We start from the raw sequence: 20,770 nt of genomic DNA, 5'->3' as shown, positions 1-20,770 counted from the left end.
AGCTATTACCTATCTGTAGGGTTAAGTTATAAAAATAACAAGAATGGCAAATAAAGACATTATTGAACTAATCAGTGTTTTGGGATTTCAGCTACAAGAAAATTCACAATCTATTTATATAAAAAAATATCCTCAACATAAAAATTATTTTCTCAAGCTAGATTTTGAGCAAAAAAAAATAGATTATGGCAATAAAATTAAAAAAGGTGATGAGACTACTTCCAATTTTAGTCAACCTGAAAATTTTATTGTTTTAGAATGTGTTGATCGATTATTAACAAAAGGTTATGCTCCCGAATCTTTATTTCTTGAGAAAAAATGGTCTTTAGGTCGAACTGCTAAGGGAGGTAAGGCAGACATTACAGTTTTTGATCGAGAAGAGAAAGTTTTATTAATAATTGAATGTAAAACTTATAAAAGTGAATATGAAAAAGAAAAAAATAACATGATAACTAATGGTGGACAATTATTTTCTTATTTACAGCAGGATAGAAATACAAGATTTTTGTGTTTATATACTTCAACCTTAAAAGATGGAAGTATCATTTATGAAAATGCAATTGTTCAAATAAAAGATAGAGAAGAAACTTTAAGATTATTAGAAGAAGATAACAAGCAGATAAAAACCTATAAAACCGCGAAAACTAAGGAAGAACTCTATGAAGTTTGGCAAGAAAATTTTAACTGTTATTTTGCCCCTAATGGAATTTTTGATCATGAAATACAGGCATATAACCCTGAGTTTATAGCTATTAAAAGCAAAGATTTGAAACCTTTTAATGAAGGAGAAGGGCGTAAATTTTTCAATTTATTTGAAGAAATATTAAGACATAATAATATTTCTGATAAATCTAATGCTTTTAACCGCATTATGTCTCTCATTCTCTGTAAATTAGCAGATGAAAAAAGAGGTAAAGATGAGGTAACAGACTTTCAAATTATTGAAGGAAAAGATACACCAGAAAGCATACAAGAACGTTTGCAAAGTTTATATGCCAAAGGAATGAAAGAATTTTTAAAAGAAGAAATTGTCAACTATTCTGAAGAAGATATTGATGAAATTGTTAAACGCTTTCCTAGACAACAAGCACAAGAAGAAATTAAACACATTTTGAAAGCATTAAAGTTTTATAGTAATAATGAATTTGCTTTTAAAGAAGTTCATAATGAAAAATTATTTTTAGAAAATGCTAAAGTTTTGAATGAAATTATTAGCCTTTTACAGTTTAAACGCTTTCGCTATAATTACAAAGATAATTATGAAGCTAAGTTGCAAAAACGTTATTTAGGAGATTTTTTTGAATTATTATTAGATGCAGGCTATAAACAAACAGCAGGACAGTTTTTTACCCCTTTACCTATAGCTAGATTCATTGTTAAATGCCTCCCTCTAGAAAAAATTGTCATTCAAAAATTAAAAAATAGAGAATCCAATTTTTTACCCTACATTATTGATTTTGCTTGTGGAAGCGGTCATTTTTTAACAGAAGTCATCGAAGAAATTCAACTTATTCTTGATAGATTAAAACCTGAATATGATGAAGAAACAAACGCCATGATTGAAATAGCCCAAAAAAGTACACAATGGACTGGTGAATATATTTATGGCATTGAAAAAGATTATCGTCTAGCACGTACTGCCAAAGTAGCTTGTTTTATGAATGGGGATGGTGAAGCAAATATTATTTTTGTTGATGGTTTAGAAGCTTATAATAATTCTGAGAAACGTTTAGCAAAAAGTTATGATTTTGTTATAGCTAATCCTCCCTATTCTATACATGGGTTTAAACCTCATTTAAAAAAACTTGCTGATCAATATAGTTTGTTTCAATATTTAACGGATACTTCATCAGAAATTGAAGTTTTATTTATTGAAAGAACTCTAGATTTGTTAAATGTAGGAGGAATTGCAGGTATTATTTTACCAAGTTCGATTCTCAGCAATCCAGGTATTTATACAAAAGCAAGAGAGTTAATTTTAGAAAATTTTTTGATTAAAGCAATTGTTGAATTAGGCTCAAATACTTTTATGGCTACGGGGACAAATACTATCATTTTATTTATGCAAAAACGCGATTCCCGCTATCAAAAAGATTACCGTTATGTAGCTGAAGATTATCTAATAAATAATACTTTTAGAAAAGATGATTTTGAGGATACGTTAATTTTATTTCAGGCTTATGTATCACACTTGAATTTAGAATTTACTGATTATCAAAGCCTAGTTAATCTTTAGTAGTCCTATTTAAACGCGGCTATATTATTAAAGGAATTAATTTGGTCGGTGATATACTGCTTCTTACTCCTCATAACTTATCCTCGGAGGGTATTCAATTAGATAATGTTCGTTATCTGTCGTTAGATGAACATCAAAAATTAGAAGCTACCCAACTTAATAAAGGTGATGTAATAGTTAGTCTTCTCCAACGTTCCACCCTGGCGGCTGTTTATAATCTTGAGCCACCAGCGAATATTAATAATTATTTAGTTAAATTACAACTAAAATCAGAAATAGATTCAGATTATTTGGTTGATTATTTAAATTCTGAAATTGGACAGTCTTTGTTTAACTCGATAAAATCAGGAACGACAATTCCCATCATTACTTTAACTCATTTAATGGAAATTCCTATTATTCTTCCTCCTTTAGAGAAACAAAAAGAAATCATCAAGCCATCATGAACAATATCAACCCTAGTTTAATATCATCAAATCCCTTTCTAGACCTTCCTTATCGGTTGCGTTATCAAGCTTCTTTTCAAGGTTCACCCGGAGAATTGCTAATGGTTATTAAAAAATTGTTAGATGAGCTTGAGGTTAAGTATATTGATGCAGTCCAAGAAAATTATTTTAATCCGGCTTATGAACGATATGAATTAGAATGATTAATTAATTTAGACATTGAATTACTTATTAAAATCTATTGGCAAAAAAAACCTTGGGATAATTGGCAACTCACTTTTGAGCTTGACAGTCCAATTCCCATTGATAATAACTGTCCTGATGCTTTATTTAGTCCGAGCGCAAAATCTTACTTTCCTTCTCTAAAACTTGTCTATAATTTCTTACATTCTCCTAGTATTGCTACAGGGCTATTTCATTCTTTTGAAACACTCACAGGCTGAAGCCGCTAGCTCTACGAACCAAGCCTGCCTACGCAGGCTAAAAGGCTCATAATTCGTCAGATAGCCCGCGCAGGCGGGCTTTGTTCGTGAGCAACTACCCTTCAGGGTTAGGGTGTTTGAGAGAATGAAATAGCCCTAGTATTGCTAAACTCGCAGGGTTTACGCCAGAGCAAACTATTGAAGAGAGTAAGTTATATATCCGAGGAATAAATATGTCTGGCAGTTTAACCCGATTGAATATTAATTTACTAGCCCAAGAAGGACAAGATTTAACAGTTGATTCAACGGTTTTTATTCCTGATGATAATTTTAGCGATATTTGGAATAATTTATTTAATTGTTCAGTATTAGGTTTAGGAGGTTTTTTAGAACGTTTTCGCTTTGCGATTGATTTTGGTTATGATAGAGATATCTTTTATTTTGGTTCACTATAATCTAATTTTCACTTATTTAGTTGATCCGTAAATTGTCGTGCTTGCTTAGGAGAAAAAACCCCCATTGCTCACCCTACAATAACTTTTTCTCTCCTCTCCTTGTAAAAGAGGGGTTAGGGGAGAAGTCTAACCTCATTGATGTTAAGAAATATTACAGCCTTTCCAACTCTAAAAATAGGTTACGGAAAAAAGGTTAGGATTTCCGTACATGATTCGGCAGATCTGATAATTTCCTTAAGATCTGCATAGTACAAGCTTGACTCGTTAGAAAATTTGACTATCTGGAGTTAATTGCTTTTGTATCTCTAGACAATAATACCATACCTTCTTAACCACTAGACTAGAGTAGGCCCATAAGAATGAACAACGATAAATTACAAATCAAACAAGGCCTATACGATCCACAGTTCGAGCATGATGCCTGCGGTGTGGGCTTCATCGTACACATGAAGGGGAAGAAATCACATGAGATCGTCGAGCAAGCACTGACGATTTTATTGAATCTCGACCACCGGGGTGCGTGCGGTTGTGAAACCAACACCGGCGACGGAGCAGGGATCTTGATGCAAGTGCCGCATAAATTCCTTAAGAAGGTAGCTGCGGCTTGTGACATCTCTTTGCCCGAACCGGGTCAGTATGGCGTAGGAATGATTTACACTTCCCCAGATCCTGCTGTAAGAGAAAAAAGCCGCCACGTTTTTGAAGAAGTGGTGGCCCAAGAGGGCCTTAAGGTGATCGGTTGGCGCGATGTTCCCACCAATAACGCTTCTTTGGGCAATACGGCGGTGGCGGCTGAACCCTTTATGCAGCAGGTATTCATCGCCCGTAACCCAGAATTAACCGATGACCTGGCTTTTGAGCGGAAACTCTATGTGATCCGCAAGCTTTCTCATAATGCTATCCGTAAACCCAAAATAGATAATTTTTGGTATCCCTCGAGTATCTCCTGCCGCACCATTGTCTATAAAGGGATGTTGATGCCGGTTCAGGTGGGAGACTATTACCCCGAACTCCATGACCCCGATATGGAAAGCGCCCTGGCGTTGGTACACTCTCGCTTTAGTACCAATACATTCCCGTCGTGGGAGAGGGCACACCCCTATCGCTACATTGCCCACAACGGCGAAATTAACACCATGCGGGGCAATATCAACTGGATGCACGCCCGACAGTCTTTGTTTGAGTGTGACAAGTTCGGCGAAGATATGAAAAAAGTTCAGCCGGTCATCAATATCGAGGGGAGTGACTCTACTATCTTTGATAATGCCCTAGAATTACTGGTTCTGTCTGGGCGATCGCTGCCTCATGCGGTGATGATGATGATCCCTGAACCTTGGTCAGGCCACGAGTCGATGAGTGATGAGAAAAAGGCTTTTTATGAATATCACTCTTGTTTGATGGAACCTTGGGACGGTCCGGCGAGTATCGCTTTTACCGATGGGACGATGATGGGGGCGGTACTAGATAGAAACGGGTTGCGCCCTTCTCGTTATTATGTGACTAAAGATGATCTGGTCATTATGGCAAGTGAAGCCGGAGTCTTACCCATTGCACCGGAACGAGTGGCCCTTAAAGGTCGCTTACAACCGGGTCGGATGTTCCTCGTCAATATGGAAGAGGGACGCATTATCAGCGATGAGGAGATTAAAAACCAAATTGTTGGAGAACATCCCTACCGAGAATGGTTAAATCAACATTTGGTTAAACTGGCAGACCTCAAACCGGGTGCAGAAATCCCCCAAAGCGAACCGATGACGTTAAAAGCGCGTCAGATGACCTTCGGTTATACTTTTGAAGACCTACGCTTGCTGTTAACCCCGATGGCGCGAGATGGGGTTGAGGCCGTCGGTTCGATGGGGACTGATACCCCCCTGGCGGTGTTGAGCGATCGCCCCAAACTGCTTTATGATTACTTTCAGCAGTTATTTGCTCAGGTCACTAATCCGCCGATTGATTCTATTCGCGAAGAGATTATTACTTCTGCGACTACCACGATCGGTAGTGAGCGAAATCTCCTCAAACCGGAACCGGAAAGCTGTCATTTAATTGAGTTAAAAACCCCGATTTTGACAGATGAAGAGTTAGCGAAACTGAAAAATATTTCAGAAGGCTCTTTTAAATCTATTACTATTCCGATTCTCTTTAATGCTAAAGAGGGGGTAAAGGGTTTAGAAACCCGAATGGAAGAGATTTTTGAAGCGGCCAATAAAGCTATCACGGAAGGAATTAGTATTATTATCCTCAGTGATCGCAGCGTTAGCACAGAAAAAGCCCCTATTCCGGCATTACTGGCGGTGTCAGGACTGCACCATCATTTAATCCGCAAAGGAACCCGTACCCGGGTCGGCATTGTCCTAGAATCCGGTGAACCGAAAGAAGTTCATCATTTTGCCACTCTCATCGGTTATGGTTGTGGTGCGATTAATCCCTATTTGGCGTTTGAAACTCTCGAGGAAATGATTCAGGAGGGTTTATTGGTCAATGTGGACCACAAAACCGCTATCAAGAATTTTATTAAAGCGGCTACTAAAGGGGTGGTTAAAGTCGCCAGCAAGATTGGTATTTCCACCATCCAAAGCTATCGCGGGGCGCAGGTTTTTGAATCGATTGGCTTAAATCGTTCTGTGGTGGATAAATACTTCACTTGGACGGCTTCTCGGATTGAAGGGGCAGATTTAGAAGTTATTGCGGCTGAAACTATCCAACGTCATACCCATGCTTATCCGGACCGTCAAGTGAATGGTCATGTTCTCGATGTGGGTGGGGAATATCAATGGAGAAAGGCCGGAGAAGCGCATTTATTTAGTCCTGAAGCGATTCATGCGCTACAAAAAGCGGTGAGAACGGCGAATTATGAAGCCTTTAAGCAATATGCTAAGCTGATTAATGAGCAGAATAAAAAGTTCTTTACCCTGCGGGGACTGCTAGAGTTTAAGCCGCGTGAAGCGGTACCCCTTGAGGAAGTGGAACCTGTAAGCGCGATCATGCGGCGCTTTAAGACAGGGGCCATGAGTTACGGGTCTATTTCTAAGGAAGCTCATGAAACTTTGGCGATCGCCATGAACCGCATCGGGGGTAAATCCAACACCGGGGAAGGCGGAGAAGACCCAGATCGCTATACTTGGACCAATGAGAAGGGCGACTCGAAAAATAGCGCCATTAAACAGGTGGCATCGGGACGTTTTGGGGTAACGAGTTTATATTTGTCTCAAGCGAAGGAACTGCAAATTAAGATGGCCCAAGGTGCAAAACCGGGTGAAGGCGGTCAACTGCCTGGGCGAAAGGTGTATCCTTGGATCGCTAAAGTGCGGCACTCAACTCCTGGAGTGGGTTTAATTTCACCCCCACCTCACCACGATATTTACTCTATTGAAGATTTAGCCCAGTTAATTCATGACCTCAAGAATGCTAACCGTTCTGCCCGAATTAACGTTAAGCTGGTGTCTGAGGTAGGAGTGGGAACGATCGCGGCGGGTGTGGCCAAAGCTCACGCGGATGTGGTGTTAATTTCGGGTTTTGATGGCGGAACGGGCGCATCTCCCCAAACGTCTATTAAACACGCGGGTTTACCTTGGGAATTAGGACTGGCGGAAACCCATCAAACCCTAGTGTTAAATAACCTCCGTTCTCGCATTGTGGTAGAGACAGACGGACAGTTAAAGACGGGGCGCGATGTGGTCATTGCGGCTTTGTTGGGTGCTGAAGAGTTCGGTTTTTCCACTGCTCCTTTGGTCACGTTGGGCTGTATTATGATGCGGGTGTGTCATCTCAATACCTGTCCGGCGGGAATTGCTACCCAAAACCCAGAACTTCGGGAAAAGTTTGTGGGAGATCCGGAACATACCGTCAATTTTATGAAGTTTATCGCCACCGAAGCGCGGGAATTAATGGCGCAACTGGGTTTCCGCTCCCTCGATGAAATGGTGGGACGGACGGATGTGTTAGAACCCAAAAAAGCGGTGGATCATTGGAAAGCGAAAGGGCTAGATTTTTCTAAGATTCTCTATCAGCCGGAAGTGGGACCGGAAGTGGGGCGTTATTGCCAAATTCCCCAAGATCACGGATTGGAAAAATCCTTAGATATGACGGTATTACTGGATTTGTGTAAGCCGGCCATTGAAAGAGGGGAAAAAGTGAGCGCGACTTTACCGATTAAAAATATTAACCGCACAGTGGGGACAATTTTGGGCAATGAAATCACTAAGAATTTCTGGAATGGGTTGCCGCAAAATACAGTACAATTGCACTTTGTTGGCAGTGCTGGTCAAAGTTTCGGGGCGTTTGTGCCTGCGGGTGTCACCCTGGAATTAGAAGGGGATGCTAATGATTATTTAGGTAAGGGTCTGAGTGGCGGCAAGATCATCCTTTATCCTCCTGTAGAGTCTACCTTTGTCGCTGAAGAAAACATCATCGCGGGGAATGTGGCGCTGTATGGGGCGACTTCTGGTGAGGTGTATATTCGCGGCATAGCGGGTGAACGCTTTGCTGTGCGGAATTCTGGCGTGAATACAGTAGTGGAAGCGATAGGCGATCATGGTTGTGAGTATATGACTGGCGGTAAGGTGATCGTCTTGGGAGCAACCGGACGAAACTTTGCGGCAGGAATGAGCGGCGGTGTTGCCTATATCCTCGATGAAACGGGAGATTTTGCAACGCGATGTAATACTCAGATGGTAGGACTGGAAACCTTAGAAGATCCTCAAGAGATTAGTGAGGTTTATCAGTTGATTAAAAATCATGCTGAGTATACTAAGAGTACAAAAGCGGCTTCTGTTTTGGCGAACTGGGTGGATATGTTGCCCCTTTTTGTTAAGGTCATGCCGAAAGATTACAAGCGGGTGCAGGAGTGTATTAAAAATGCTGTGGCATCTGGTTTGAGTGGCGATGAGGCGCTTTCGGCGGCCTTTGAAGAAAATTCCCGTGATGTTGCCCGGATTGGTGGCGGCTAGGGTTTAGTTTTTCTTACCAAGAGGCTTAAGAAGAAAAAAGTCAATTTGGGAATGATTGTTAAAATGATATTGCCGAATGATTTTCTACTTCTCAAAGCCTCTTATTATTCCTTTTTTGAAAAGAAAAATTGAAAACGAGAGCAATGAATAAACCATAAATTTTGTCAGATAAAATCAAAAAAATAAGCTTGTTTTGGCGGCGTTGGAGGGCAATCATAAATGATACAGACACCATCTAAAACTATAACATTAGAAGAGTTTCTAAAACTACCAGAAACCAAACCAGCTAGTGAGTATATTGACGGTCAAATAATTCAGAAACCAATGCCACAGGGAAAACACAGCACAATTCAAGGTGAACTTACAGCCGCACTCAACGCTATTTTGAAGCCTAAAAAAATTGCTCGTGCTTTTCCTGAACTTCGCTGCACTTTTGGAGGAAGCTCAACTGTACCTGATGTGTCTGTATTTCTCTGGGAGAGACTTCCTAGGGATGAAAACGGTGAGATTGCCAATACATTTCTGATTGCTCCTGATTGGACAATAGAAATTTTATCACCAGAACAAAGACATACAAAAGTCACAAAAAATATTCTTCATAGCCTAAATTATAATACTCAAATGGGCTGGCTTATTGATCCAGATGAGAGTGCAGTTATTATCTATCAACCTAATCAACAAATAGAATTATTTGATGAACCAGAAGCTATGCTTCCTGTGCCATCTTTTGCCAGTGAAGTTAAACTGACAATAAAAAATGTATTTGATTGGCTATTGGAGTAAAAGTAAAAGATGGACTATAATTTTAATGATAGTAAGAAAAATATTCGGTTTTTATTAAAAAAATTATGATTAATTAATTGATAAAGACTACAAGGAAAAGTTAGCCTATAAAAAATAGAAAGTCAAGCTAAATAATCACAGTCAATCAATTAATCAAATAAATCATAGTTATTAACGATTTTCAATTATCACAACTGAGAGGAACACTAATGGGAAAACCAACTGGCTTTATAGAATTTGTTCGTGAATTACCCTCTGAACTCGCCCCCCTAGATCGCATCCGCAATTGGGACGAATTTCATCTCCCCATGCCGGATGACAAACTCCGTATCCAAGGCGCTAGGTGTATGGACTGCGGCACACCTTTCTGTCACACCGGAACCCTGATCAGTGGGATGGCAAGCGGCTGTCCGATCAATAATTTAATCCCCGAATGGAACGACCTGATCTATCGTGGACTTTGGCGTGAAGCCCTGGATCGCCTCCATAAAACCAACAATTTCCCAGAATTTACTGGCCGGGTTTGTCCCGCACCTTGTGAAGGTTCCTGTGTGTTGGGTATCCATAACCCCCCCGTAACCATCAAAAACATTGAATGTTCCATCGTTGATAAAGGGTGGGATGAAGGCTGGATCACCCCCGAACCCCCCACCAAACGCACCGGTAAAAAAGTGGCCATTATCGGATCGGGACCTGCTGGACTTTCTGCGGCGGCACAACTAAACAAAGCCGGTCATACTGTAACGGTATTTGAACGGGCGGATCGTCCAGGCGGCTTGCTGATGTATGGTATCCCTAACATGAAACTGGATAAAGAGCAAGTGGTTCTGCGGCGAATTAAACTCCTTGAACAAGAAGGGGTAAAATTTGTCTGTAACACCGAAGTCGGGAAAGATTTACCGGGCGAAACCCTCTTAAAAGAATTTGACGCAACAGTTCTCTGTGTTGGTGCAACCAAACCTCGTGACCTTCCTATTGAAGGAAGAGAATTAAAAGGTATTCACTTCGCGATGGAGTTTCTAACCGCCAATACCAAGTCGGTACTAGATGGGCACAAAAATGGCGATTTTATCTCTGCTGAAGGCAAAGACGTGATTATTATTGGTGGCGGTGATACGGGAACTGACTGCGTAGGGACATCTCTGCGTCATGGATGCAACAGCGTTGTACAGTTAGAAATTATGCCCAAACCCCCAGAAACCCGGGCGACTGATAACCCCTGGCCAGAATGGCCGAAAATTTACCGCATGGACTACGGACAGGAAGAAGCGGCGGCTAAATTTGGCTCAGATCCTCGGGTTTATTTGACTACAGCAACTAAGTTTGAAGGCGATGAAAACGGACATATAAAAGCCGTTCATACGGTAGAAGTGAAATGGGAGAGAAACGAAAAAGGTCAGTTTATTCCTCAACATATCCCCGGCACGGAAAAAGTTAGACCCGCACAACTCGTCTTGCTGGCGATGGGATTTCTCGGACCTGAACAACCTTTACTCGACTCGCTTGGACTGGAAAAAGACCCTCGCAGTAATGTAAAAGCTGACTATGGTAAGTATTCTACTAGCATTCCCGGGGTTTTTGCGGCGGGTGACTGTCGTCGCGGTCAAAGTCTTGTGGTTTGGGCCTTTAATGAGGGTCGTGGTGCGGCTCGTGAATGCGACCTCTATCTGATGGGTAGTACAGAGCTACCGTAATGGGGTGTTCTTGATCCCTAAATAGAGACCTACCAAGGCTTACCCCTCGCGGTGTTGAAGGGGTTCAGCTACAGGAACTCGGCCCGCCTGTGCGGGCTTGAATATTTATACAATTATTTTCTTAGATGAGATGGGAGTTCAATTTCTGGTAAAATAGAACGCAAATCATCCACCGAAACCGTCCCAAAATTAAGGATAGTCGGGGTAGGTAATGTACAATCAATTAAAGTCCCTTTAGAATCATATTTACAGTCTCCTCCGTCAACAATAAGCGGCACTTGTCCGTCAAAAAGTTCTATAGCTGTGCGGTACTTTCTCGCTTTATACTCATCAGAAAAACCCGCCGTTGTACAGACCATAGGAAAAGGAATCTGAGCGACTAAATTGTAAATAAATTCATCGGGACAAGAAATAAATAAAGCCGAATGTTGAGCGGTAATTGTATCAGGAATAGTATTTTTTTTGGGAATAATTAGGGTGATGGGATAAGGGAAGTGATTGATTAATTTTTGAGAAGCGGCACTAACCACCCCAAACTCTTCTACTTTTTCGCGTCGAGTCAATAATACCAGTGGTTGAGGCGCATTCCACCGCTTGAGTTGAGCAATTTTACGGATAGCTCGGGGTTTGAAAGCATGAGCAACTATGATATAGGAAACTTCTGTCGGTACAATGACTAACTCCCCAGATTCTAGAATATTTTGAATATTATTGACTAGCTTAGGAGAGCGTTGTGCCGTTTGTGTAGCCATCATGTAGGTCACTTGAATACATCTTTTTCAAAATATACGGATTTCCTGACATTGGCATCATCCCTTTGATATATAAGCTGTCAGGCACTTAAGAGGGCGGGGTTTTAAGCTGTGACGCATCATCAACTTTTACCTCTTGTGCCTCCTTTTGTAACAGTTCTTGACAAACCTACTAAATCAAGTGGGACTCAGTGGTAGGATTCCCTAAAACACCTTGTTTTAAAAACGCAATCCTATGACAGAACTTTCTGGAAAACCCCCTAAATTTGGTGGTAGCACCGGTGGCTTACTCTCGAAAGCTAATCTAGAAGAGAAATACGCCATCACCTGGACCAGCCCCAAAGAGCAAGTATTTGAACTGCCCACAGGTGGCGCGGCTATCATGAATGAAGGCGACAACCTCCTTTATTTAGCTCGTAAAGAGCAATGTATCGCCCTAGGTGGTCAATTTCGCTCTAAATTTAAGCCGAAAATCGACAACTACAAAATCTATCGCATTTTCCCCAATGGAGAAATCGAATATCTCCATCCTGCTGATGGCGTATTCCCCGAAAAAGTTAACGAAGGACGCGCTTACAACGGCAAGAAAGATAGAAGCATCGGCAAAAACCCCGAACCGGCTACCCTCAAATTCTCAGGTAAGAAACCTTACGACGTTTAATTAAAATTTTGTTGTAAGGATGACCAGTAACTGGTATAGGGTAAAGAGTAAGCTATACTCCTAGAAGGCTCAAAGCTTGCCCGATTATCCAACCGGTAACTGGTCATTACATTTGTTGCATTGTTTGTAGTAAAAACTTTAACTATGATCTCGCCAACCTTTACAGAATTCGAAGCCCTAGCCAAACAAGGGAATTTTGTACCAGTCTATCAAGAATGGGTCGCTGATTTAGAAACGCCCGTTTCGGCTTGGTATAAAGTGTGTGCCGGACAGCCCTATAGTTTTCTCCTAGAATCAGTGGACGGAGGAGAAAGACTTGGACGCTACAGTTTTTTAGGCTGTGAACCGGTCTGGGTGTTAGAAGCAAAAGGCAATAAGACGACTCAAAGCTATCGAGATGGAACGACTGAACAATTTGAGGGCAATCCCTTCGATATTTTAGCCCGTTGTTTAGAACCCATTCATCCGGTGAAATTACCCCAACTGCCTCCTGGAATTGGCGGCTTATTTGGTTATTGGGGTTATGAGTTAATTCGCTGGATTGAACCACGAGTCCCCATCCATAGCGCTACAGAAGACGACTTGCCGGATGGAATCTGGATGCAAGTAGATCATTTAATTATTTTTGATCAGGTAAAACGGAAAATTTGGGCAGTGGCCTATGCCGACTTACGGAATGAAAATGTTAACTTAGAAGATGCCTATCAACAAGCCTGTGATCGTGTCACCAAATTAGTCTTAAAGCTACAATTGCCCTTACCGAATGAAGCAAAAACCCTAGAATTATCTACTGGGGCAAAAACGGAATCTGCCAAATTACTCTATCAAAGTAATACCTCTCAAGAACAATTTTGTGCCAATGTCCTCAAAGCTAAAGAATATATCCGGGCCGGAGATATCTTTCAAGTGGTGCTATCCCAACGCCTCAGCGCCCCCTATAAAGGTTATCCCTTCGATTTATACCGTTCTTTGCGGCTGATTAACCCTTCGCCCTATATGGGATTTTATCAATTCAAAGATTGGCAAATTATCGGGTCATCTCCTGAAGTAATGGTCAAAGCAGAACTCAATGAAGACAGTACCCTCAAAGCCACCTTACGGCCCATTGCCGGCACAAGACCCAGAGGAAAAACGCCCACAGAAGATAATGCCTTTGAGGAAGATTTATTACAAGACCCTAAAGAAATTGCTGAACACGTAATGTTAGTGGATTTAGGACGCAATGATTTAGGGCGGGTTTGTGTAGAAGGAACGGTTAAAGTCGATGAATTAATGGTTATTGAAAGATATTCTCATGTGATGCACATTGTTAGTAATGTGGTGGGACAACTAGCACCCAATAAGAGCGCATGGGATTTATTAAAAGCTTGTTTTCCGGCGGGAACCGTGAGCGGGGCCCCCAAAATACGGGCCATGGAGATTATTCAAGAACTAGAACCCTCACGCAGAGGGCCTTATTCAGGGGTTTATGGCTATTACGATTTTGAAGGGCAACTCAACAGCGCTATCGCCATTCGCACGATGATTGTACGGCCTGACAATCTTAATCAATATCTAGTCTCTGTGCAAGCCGGAGCCGGACTGGTGGCTGATTCCATCCCAGAGAAAGAATACGAAGAAACACTGAATAAAGCCAGAGGATTACTAGAAGCGATTCGGTGTTTAAGCTGAGATCAGAGATAGATTAATTAATATGAGTATAAACTCCACCGAGATTCTCAGGAATTTTGCGACACAGTATTACTTTGTTTTGAAAAAAAGGTTATTTTAGAAAACAAAGGAGAAGGGAAAAAGACAAAACGTCTTGCTCAAGTCAATGACAATCTCCTCATGTTCCTACGCACCCAAATAACCTTTAACTTGATATGACCACTTCCTCCACCGAAAAAACTAAACCTCTGGGTCTAATTTTACAGGAAGCTGATTTAATCTCAGTTCCACAAATCGAATTAGCCTTAAAAGATCAAGCTCAATTTAAGTATTTACGAATAGGAGAAATTTTAGCCTTACGTGGATGGATCAAGCAACAAACGGCTGACTTTTTTGCCGAAGAATGGCCGAAACTGTTAGCTAACCCAACTTCAAAACGCCAGCCCATCGGTTATTATCTTCAAGCCGCAGCATTGTTAAATGAGCAACAAATTGATAATATCCTGATTGACCAACAACTATTGGGCACGAAATTTGCCTCAACGGCTATTCTCAAAGGTTGGATCAGACAAAAAACCATGAATTTTTTTCTCAAAAATCTACACCGTAGGCCAGAAAAGAATAATTTGTCTCAATTAATTGAATATTCAGAAGATTTTCGCACAGAAAACCCAAAAACTAACAAAATTATTTACGCTGGCGAACCTCATATCACCACCCCCGAAACTTGTATAAGCGTTTGTGATGAATTAGATTTTGAATGGATTGAACTTTAACAAAATTAAATCCATTTGAGTAATTGGGCTATTTGTTCGGCTATCGAAAGAGGATTAAACGGTTTAACCAGTACCCCGGCTACTCCTAACTGGGAAAATAGGGCGGTTTCAGAAGGTTGAACTCTAGCAGTTAATAAAACCACAGGAATAGATTTTGTGGCGGGATTTTCTTGCAGCTTTTGCCAAGTTTCTATTCCATCCATCCCCGGCATAGAAACATCGAGTAAAATTCCATCAAAAAACTCAGAAGCCGCAATTTGTAAGCCTTGTTCTCCAGAACCTGCTGTAACCACTTCCCACTGCGCTAATTCTTCTAGACAACCCTGTACAACTTCCTGTATCGCCTCATCATCATCAATAACTAAAATTTTTTTGGGTTTCATATAATTGCAAGGTAAAATAAAAACTACTTCCTTCTCCTAATACACTCTCTGCCCAAATTTGACCTCCCTGTTGCTCAATAATTAGACGACAAATAGCTAACCCTAAGCCGGCTCCTCCCTTATCTCGAGAATCCGTTGCATCAACTTGTTGAAATTTTTCAAAAATGAGTTCTAATTGATTGCGGGGAATACCTCTACCTTGATCTTTAACTTGAAATAAAACATAAGGAACAGACAAGGAAGCGAGAGAGGGCCTTTTTTGTTGCCATATTGCTATTTTATCATGCGAACTTATCAATTCTGCATTAACTGAAATGGTGCTTTTAGGGAGAGAAAATTTGATGGCGTTGCTTAATAAGTTAGTCAAGGTTTGCATAATAGAATCAAAATCTGCCCAGACTTGAACATCTATAGGGGTAACCGACAAGGTAATTTGGTTCTCTGCCGCTTTTGGGCGCATCAGTTCTGCGGCTTGTTCTAGTAATTGGGCGACTTCACAAGGTTGTATCACTAAGTGCAGTTTGCCAGATTCTAAGCGCCCTAAATCGAGAATATCATTGACTAATTTAACCAATCGTTCCGTTTGAGTAGCAGCAATTTGAAGCATTTTTTTTCCCTTTTCAGGTTTGTTGTCATAGACTCCAGCCGCTAATAATCCTAGAGAACCATGAATAGCCGTTAAGGGAATCCTTAATTCATGACTGACAACAGAAATAAAATCTTTTTTCATCTGTTCGATCAATCGGCGTTCGGTAATATCTTCTACTGTTCCCACAAAACCAGTTAATTGACCTCTCTCTGTAAAAATTGCGGCTGTATGAACCTGTGTATAGCGGATCTCAGTATTTTTATGACAATAACGCACTTGTGGATAAAAACTGTTCTTTTGTTTTTCTAGATGAGTCAACCATTCAGATACAATATTTTCCAGGTCTTCTGGATGAATAAATTGCTTCCAACCTTCTCCTAATACTTCCTCGGCTGTACCCCCGACTATTTCTTGATAACGAGGGTTAGTATAAAGCACTCTGCCATGAGTATCAGTTAAAAAGATGCCGATGGGAGAAGATTCACTCAGCGAACGAAATTTAGCTTCATTATCCTGTAAGGCTTCTTCGGCTCGTTTGCGAAGCGTAATATCATTGTTAATCTCTAAAATTTTGCTCGGGTTGCCGGCTTTATCCCGTTGTAATACCCAACGACTAGCAACGATAATCTCTGTTCCGTCTAGCTTTTGATGACGCAGTTCTCCTTCCCAATAGTCTTGAGCAAATAATTGGCTTAAAATTTGGCTGTAGGGTTCAGGAAATACCGTATTTAACAAAACATTGCTATGTTGACCGACGGCCTCCAGCGATGAAAAGCCATACATTTTTTCGGCCCCTTGATTCCAAAATAGAATTGTCCCTTCTAAGTCTCGCGTCAGAATGGTATCATGCGCTAAGTCCAACAGTTGAGCTTGTTCAGCCAAGATTTTTTGAGTTTGTAGTTTTTCAGAGAGTTCTTGTAGCAGTTGTTCATTAGCCTGTTGTAGTTCTGTGGTGCGTGCGGCAACCCGAATCTCTAGGTTTTGTTTAGCTTGTTTTAACTGTAGTTCTACCTTTTTACGTTCAGTCACATCTAAAGCGGTACTAATCACAGTGCGGCGACCATCAGAAAGCCTCCCTAAACCAGTAGAGTAAAATTCCCAAATTCGAGTTACTCCGTTTTTTGTCGTGATGATATATTCTCCCTCCGCAATGGGTTCAGTTAAACCGTAGAGGCGTTCAACATTGGCTTGAATCTTTTGTTGGTTAGTGCGGTAAGCTTTTTCTATCCAATCTGCAACGGTAGGAATATCTTCTAAGGTATAACCAGTAATATCGCTCCAAGCGCGACTAATTTGCAACACTGTCCCATCTTCAGCATGTATGGCTATGGGTACAGGCGCATTCAGTACCGCTTGACGGAAGCGTTCTTCACTTTGGCTGAGGGCCAATTCTGCTTCTTTTAGGGTGGAGATGTCGGTAATGGTGCCAATATAACCTAGCACTTCTCCTGATGGGGTGATTTGTGGAATTGCTTGACCCACGACCCAAGTAATCTTTCCATTAGGATTCTGAAAGCGATACTCTAGGTAAAAAGCCGTATTTTTGGCTACAGCACGAATCCAAGTGGCTGTTACTCGCTGTTGGTCTTCTGAATGCAAGGCTTTTAGCCAACCGGTGCCCATCGCTTCAGCCGTGCTTAAGCCAGTGATCGCACACCAATGTTGATTAATATAAATACAATTGCCCTCAGAATCGGTATGAAAAATTCCCACAGGGGCCAATTCTGTTAAAGTCGCATAGCGGGCTTCACTGGCTTGGAGGGCCATTTCGGCTTCTTTGCGCTGGGTAACATCAAGGGCCATGGTAATTCGCACTCGGCGACCATCTGATAAGGTTTTTAAAGGAGCAGAATAATAATCCCAAATTAGGGTTTTTCCTTGACGATTGATGAGAGTATGTTCTCCTTCATTCACCCGTTGATTTAACTGGAATAATTGACGAATATAGTTTCTAAATCTTTCATAATTATCGCCATAAACTTTTTGAACCCAAGCGGAAAGGGTAGGGATTTCTTGGGGTTGATAGCCAGAAATTTCTGACCAAGCCCAGTTAATTTGTAAGATCTCTCCGTCTTCTGCATGAATTAAAATCGGCAAAGGAGCCTCATAAATTGCCTGGCGAAAGCGTTCTTCACTTTCCCGCAGCAATTGTTCTAGCTGTTTACGGTCTTCTATTTCATTTTCTAGATTAATATTTAACTGAGTTAACTGTGCAGTTCGCTGTTGAATTCGGGCTTCTAATTGTTCATTAGTTTGTTGTAAATCCTCTTCTGCTTGATAGCGAGCTTTTATTTCTTGCTTGATTTGCCGATAAATAGTTAACAAAAGAAGAAAACTTAAAAAATAGCCAATCCCCACTAACAAGCTAATAGAATGCAAGCTCTTTGATGCTTCCTGTTGCCGCTTTTTCAGCAACCCTCGTTCTATTTCCTCTATTTGCTTTAATTTGACTTCTATTGGCTCTTGAAATTGTTTTACTTGATGGGTTATGGAAATTTTAATTTGTGGGTTTGATGGATTTTGCTGTAATAACTTTAGAGAGTTTTCAAGAAGTGAGAAATGTTGGTAAAGGGAATTTATTAAAACTTTAATTTGCTTTTGTTGTTCGGGATTCTCTTTCGTCATCTTCTCTAGCTTTTGGACAGCCGCGTGAGCGTGATCAAAACCTTTAGTATAAGTGGAGATATAATTCTGGTCTTGGCTGATCATATAACCTCTGTGTCCCCATTCAGCCTGACTAATTTCATATAATGTATCGTCAATTTGCTCTAAGACTTTATAGGTATGCTCCACCAAGTTCTGCTTTTCTTTTACTTGTTCAATACCGACATAAAACCCAAGTGTTGCCCCAAATAATAATAACAAAGCTAATCCAAAACCACAGTTGATTAGTCGATTATTCAATCTCCTTTTCCTTAAGGGCTTAGATGGCACTTGTGGCTCTTGAGAGTGCCCTTGCTTCTTTTCAGCAATAGATTCTCGTGTGGTTGTGTCTTGATCTAATGGCTCGATTGAATTGTTGCTCATGGGAATAAATGGCTTTTAATCGGTTTCATGAGAGCTTTAATCGTCGGATAATGTGATTGATTAAGTCTGTGTGATCACTCTGTTTACTAATATAGTCGTCTGCTCCGGCGGCAAACATTTGCTGTATCATTTCTTCATCAGTATATATTGATAAAAAGAGAATCGGTAGGTCGTTCCAAGTGGGGTCTTGACGAACCACTTGACACAATTCTAGCCCGTTAAATTGCGGCATTTCCAGGTCTAGCACTAATAGATTAGGATGATAAGTGGTGAGCATTTCCCAAAATTGGTTAGGGTTATGACAAGTTATTACTTCTATATTCAAGGGTTTTAACAAGTTAACCAAAGTGGTTAGCGTGAGGAGATCGTCATCTACTATCATGACGCGATTTTTTGAGCATAAAGGATTTTCATGTAAGATATCCGTTACGGTTTTTAGAATTTGATGAGCCGCTAGAGGTTTATGTAAAAAAGCTTTGGCTCCCAGACGGGCTACCTTAATGCGATCGTTTAAACTTTCTCGTCCAGTAAAGATAATGATCGGTAAGTTAGGCCGACTTTGGTTAAGTTCTTCTAAAAGCGTAAATCCATCTTCGCTGGCACTGTCAAAGTTAAGGTCTAAAATAATAATTGCTGGTGTTTTTTGCAAGATAATCTGCCGAGCAACGGTCAAATCTGTCGCTATTTCTAAGTTTAAATTCCACGTCTGTGCCTCTATTCTAACTCGTTCGGCTAAGGCTAAATCATCATCAATCATCAAAATCGATGCTGTTTGACTGAGTTCCGTAACCAGTTCCCCACTCTTGCTCATCGGTGGAAGCCCTGAAAAAATTCCTGACTCGGATGATAGACTTGTTGGGTTTTCTGAGAGAGGATTAGGAGAAGCTTGTTCTATTTCTTTTCTTAATTGAGTGAGCAATTCCGTTAGTTTTTGATAGTTTTTTTGGGGTATTTTTGTTTCTAATTCTAAGAGTTCCTCGAGTTTTTTAGCTATTCTGGAACCCTTGTGTAAACCAAATACTCCTAAAGAGCCTGCTAATTTATGAGCATTGTCTGCGGCTTTTTTACTCAAGTCTTTCTGCCCGATGTTTTTTTCTATATCGAGAATTAATTGCTCTAATGCTTCTATTTGCTCCTGGTATTTTTGTTTAAATTTATCCCAGGTTTTTAAAGTGGATTTAACGACTTTTTTTTGTTTGTTTTTTAAGGTTTGTTGTTCTTTTTGCTTGAGCTTTGTTTGGGTAGATAAGTTGGGAGAAGTGTCAATCTCATCAGCTTTTCTCAGACGATATCCTAAGCCATAAACGGTTTCAATTGGGTCGCTCACTCCGGCATTTTTAAGTTTTTGGCGTAAACATTTGATATGAGTGCTGACTGTTTCTTCCCCCGGAGACTCGCCAATATCCCAGAGCCGCTCTAAAATAACACGACGATTAAAAATTCGCTTAGGATTCACCAAAAAAAGCTCTAATAGAGCATATTCTTTCGCGGTTAAATGGATTGGTTCATTTTCACAGTTTACTTCACAGTTACTCAAGTTTAACTGTAAATTTCCCCATTCAATAACTGATGATAATGAGGCATTTTTCCGCCGTAATAAAGCTCGAATTCGAGCCATTAAAGTCTCTAAATTAACGGGTTTAATAATATAATCATCGGCTCCAGCATCTAAACCAATGATTTGATCACTACTACTATCCTTGGCAGTCAGTAAAACAATCGGCTCTTGTAATCCCTGAGAACGAAGCTGTTGACAGACGCTAATTCCATCCAATACAGGCACAACCACATCTAATAGAAATAAATCATAGTTGTAAGTTTGAGCTAGTTGTAACCCCGATTTTCCGTCTTTGGCTACATCAACATTGTAATGATGATTACTCAAAGTTTGAGTCAAGACAGTCCTGGTCAGGGGATCATCTTCCATTAGTAAAATTCTCATCATCT

14 protein-coding genes are annotated in these 20,770 nt (G+C 40.6%); 10 read left to right on the top strand and 4 right to left on the bottom strand.

What is annotated here, in order from left to right:
• The first annotated feature begins 43 nt into the window (after positions 1-43).
• From CYAN7822_RS14635 to gltD, 7 genes are all read left to right on the top strand, one after another.
• Positions 44-2,236, top strand: coding sequence for a type I restriction-modification system subunit M (locus CYAN7822_RS14635; RefSeq protein WP_049802563.1), 2,193 nt, complete (start codon positions 44-46; stop codon positions 2,234-2,236).
• 41 nt (positions 2,237-2,277) lie between these two features.
• Positions 2,278-2,682: a restriction endonuclease subunit S gene (locus CYAN7822_RS14630; protein ID WP_041933252.1), complete on the top strand. Its 405-nt coding sequence runs from the start codon at positions 2,278-2,280 to the stop codon at positions 2,680-2,682.
• Entirely contained in the window at positions 2,679-2,885 is a 207-nt protein-coding gene (locus tag CYAN7822_RS14625; protein WP_013323044.1) for a hypothetical protein, read from the top strand. Before CYAN7822_RS14630 ends, CYAN7822_RS14625 begins: the two co-directional genes overlap by 4 nt.
• Positions 2,886-3,337: 452 nt before the next feature.
• Positions 3,338-3,559 carry a hypothetical protein gene (locus CYAN7822_RS14620; RefSeq protein ID WP_013323043.1) on the top strand — a complete coding sequence of 74 codons (222 nt, stop codon included), beginning with the start codon at positions 3,338-3,340 and terminating at the stop codon, positions 3,557-3,559.
• Between the two features lie 359 nt (positions 3,560-3,918).
• Positions 3,919-8,508: a glutamate synthase large subunit gene (gene gltB, locus CYAN7822_RS14615; protein WP_013323042.1), complete on the top strand. Its 4,590-nt coding sequence runs from the start codon at positions 3,919-3,921 to the stop codon at positions 8,506-8,508.
• Between the two features lie 219 nt (positions 8,509-8,727).
• Positions 8,728-9,291 (top strand): Uma2 family endonuclease, encoded by a 564-nt coding sequence (locus CYAN7822_RS14610; protein ID WP_013323041.1) that lies wholly within the window; start codon positions 8,728-8,730, stop codon positions 9,289-9,291.
• Between the two features lie 209 nt (positions 9,292-9,500).
• Positions 9,501-10,985, top strand: coding sequence for a glutamate synthase small subunit (gene gltD / locus CYAN7822_RS14605; protein ID WP_013323040.1), 1,485 nt, complete (start codon positions 9,501-9,503; stop codon positions 10,983-10,985).
• 113 nt (positions 10,986-11,098) lie between these two features.
• Here the strand turns inward: gltD and CYAN7822_RS14600 are convergent, their stop codons facing one another.
• Positions 11,099-11,740, bottom strand: coding sequence for an L-threonylcarbamoyladenylate synthase (locus CYAN7822_RS14600; protein WP_013323039.1), 642 nt, complete (start codon positions 11,738-11,740; stop codon positions 11,099-11,101).
• A 232-nt stretch (positions 11,741-11,972) separates the two neighbouring features.
• On the opposite strand from CYAN7822_RS14600, the gene psaD reads away from it, so the two are divergent.
• The 3 genes from psaD (at position 11,973) to CYAN7822_RS14585 (ending at position 14,824) form a co-directional block, all read left to right on the top strand.
• Positions 11,973-12,398 carry a photosystem I reaction center subunit II PsaD gene (gene psaD / locus CYAN7822_RS14595; RefSeq protein WP_013323038.1) on the top strand — a complete coding sequence of 142 codons (426 nt, stop codon included), beginning with the start codon at positions 11,973-11,975 and terminating at the stop codon, positions 12,396-12,398.
• Between the two features lie 144 nt (positions 12,399-12,542).
• Positions 12,543-14,069: an anthranilate synthase component I gene (gene trpE / locus CYAN7822_RS14590; RefSeq protein WP_013323037.1), complete on the top strand. Its 1,527-nt coding sequence runs from the start codon at positions 12,543-12,545 to the stop codon at positions 14,067-14,069.
• A 194-nt stretch (positions 14,070-14,263) separates the two neighbouring features.
• The gene (locus CYAN7822_RS14585; protein WP_013323036.1) at positions 14,264-14,824 is read left to right on the top strand and encodes a hypothetical protein; all 561 of its coding nucleotides are present in this window, start codon (positions 14,264-14,266) and stop codon (positions 14,822-14,824) included.
• 5 nt (positions 14,825-14,829) lie between these two features.
• On the opposite strand, the gene CYAN7822_RS14580 is transcribed toward CYAN7822_RS14585, so the two are convergent.
• The 3 genes from CYAN7822_RS14580 to CYAN7822_RS14570 are packed head-to-tail and all read right to left on the bottom strand — an operon-like array spanning position 14,830 to position 20,750.
• On the bottom strand, positions 14,830-15,207 hold the full coding sequence (locus tag CYAN7822_RS14580) for a response regulator (protein ID WP_013323035.1): 378 nt from the start codon (positions 15,205-15,207) through the stop codon (positions 14,830-14,832).
• Positions 15,179-18,823: a PAS domain S-box protein gene (locus CYAN7822_RS34625; RefSeq protein WP_013323034.1), complete on the bottom strand. Its 3,645-nt coding sequence runs from the start codon at positions 18,821-18,823 to the stop codon at positions 15,179-15,181. The genes CYAN7822_RS14580 and CYAN7822_RS34625 overlap by 29 nt, the downstream gene beginning before the upstream one ends.
• Positions 18,824-18,848: 25 nt before the next feature.
• Positions 18,849-20,750, bottom strand: coding sequence for a response regulator (locus CYAN7822_RS14570; RefSeq protein WP_013323033.1), 1,902 nt, complete (start codon positions 20,748-20,750; stop codon positions 18,849-18,851).
• Between the last annotated feature and the right edge of the window lie 20 nt (positions 20,751-20,770).

Origin of the sequence: Gloeothece verrucosa PCC 7822, from assembly GCF_000147335.1 — a bacterium.
GTDB lineage: Bacteria > Cyanobacteriota > Cyanobacteriia > Cyanobacteriales > Microcystaceae > Gloeothece > Gloeothece verrucosa.
The sequence above is the reverse complement of the archived record's forward strand: the minus strand, read 5'-3'. Positions and strand labels throughout refer to the sequence as shown.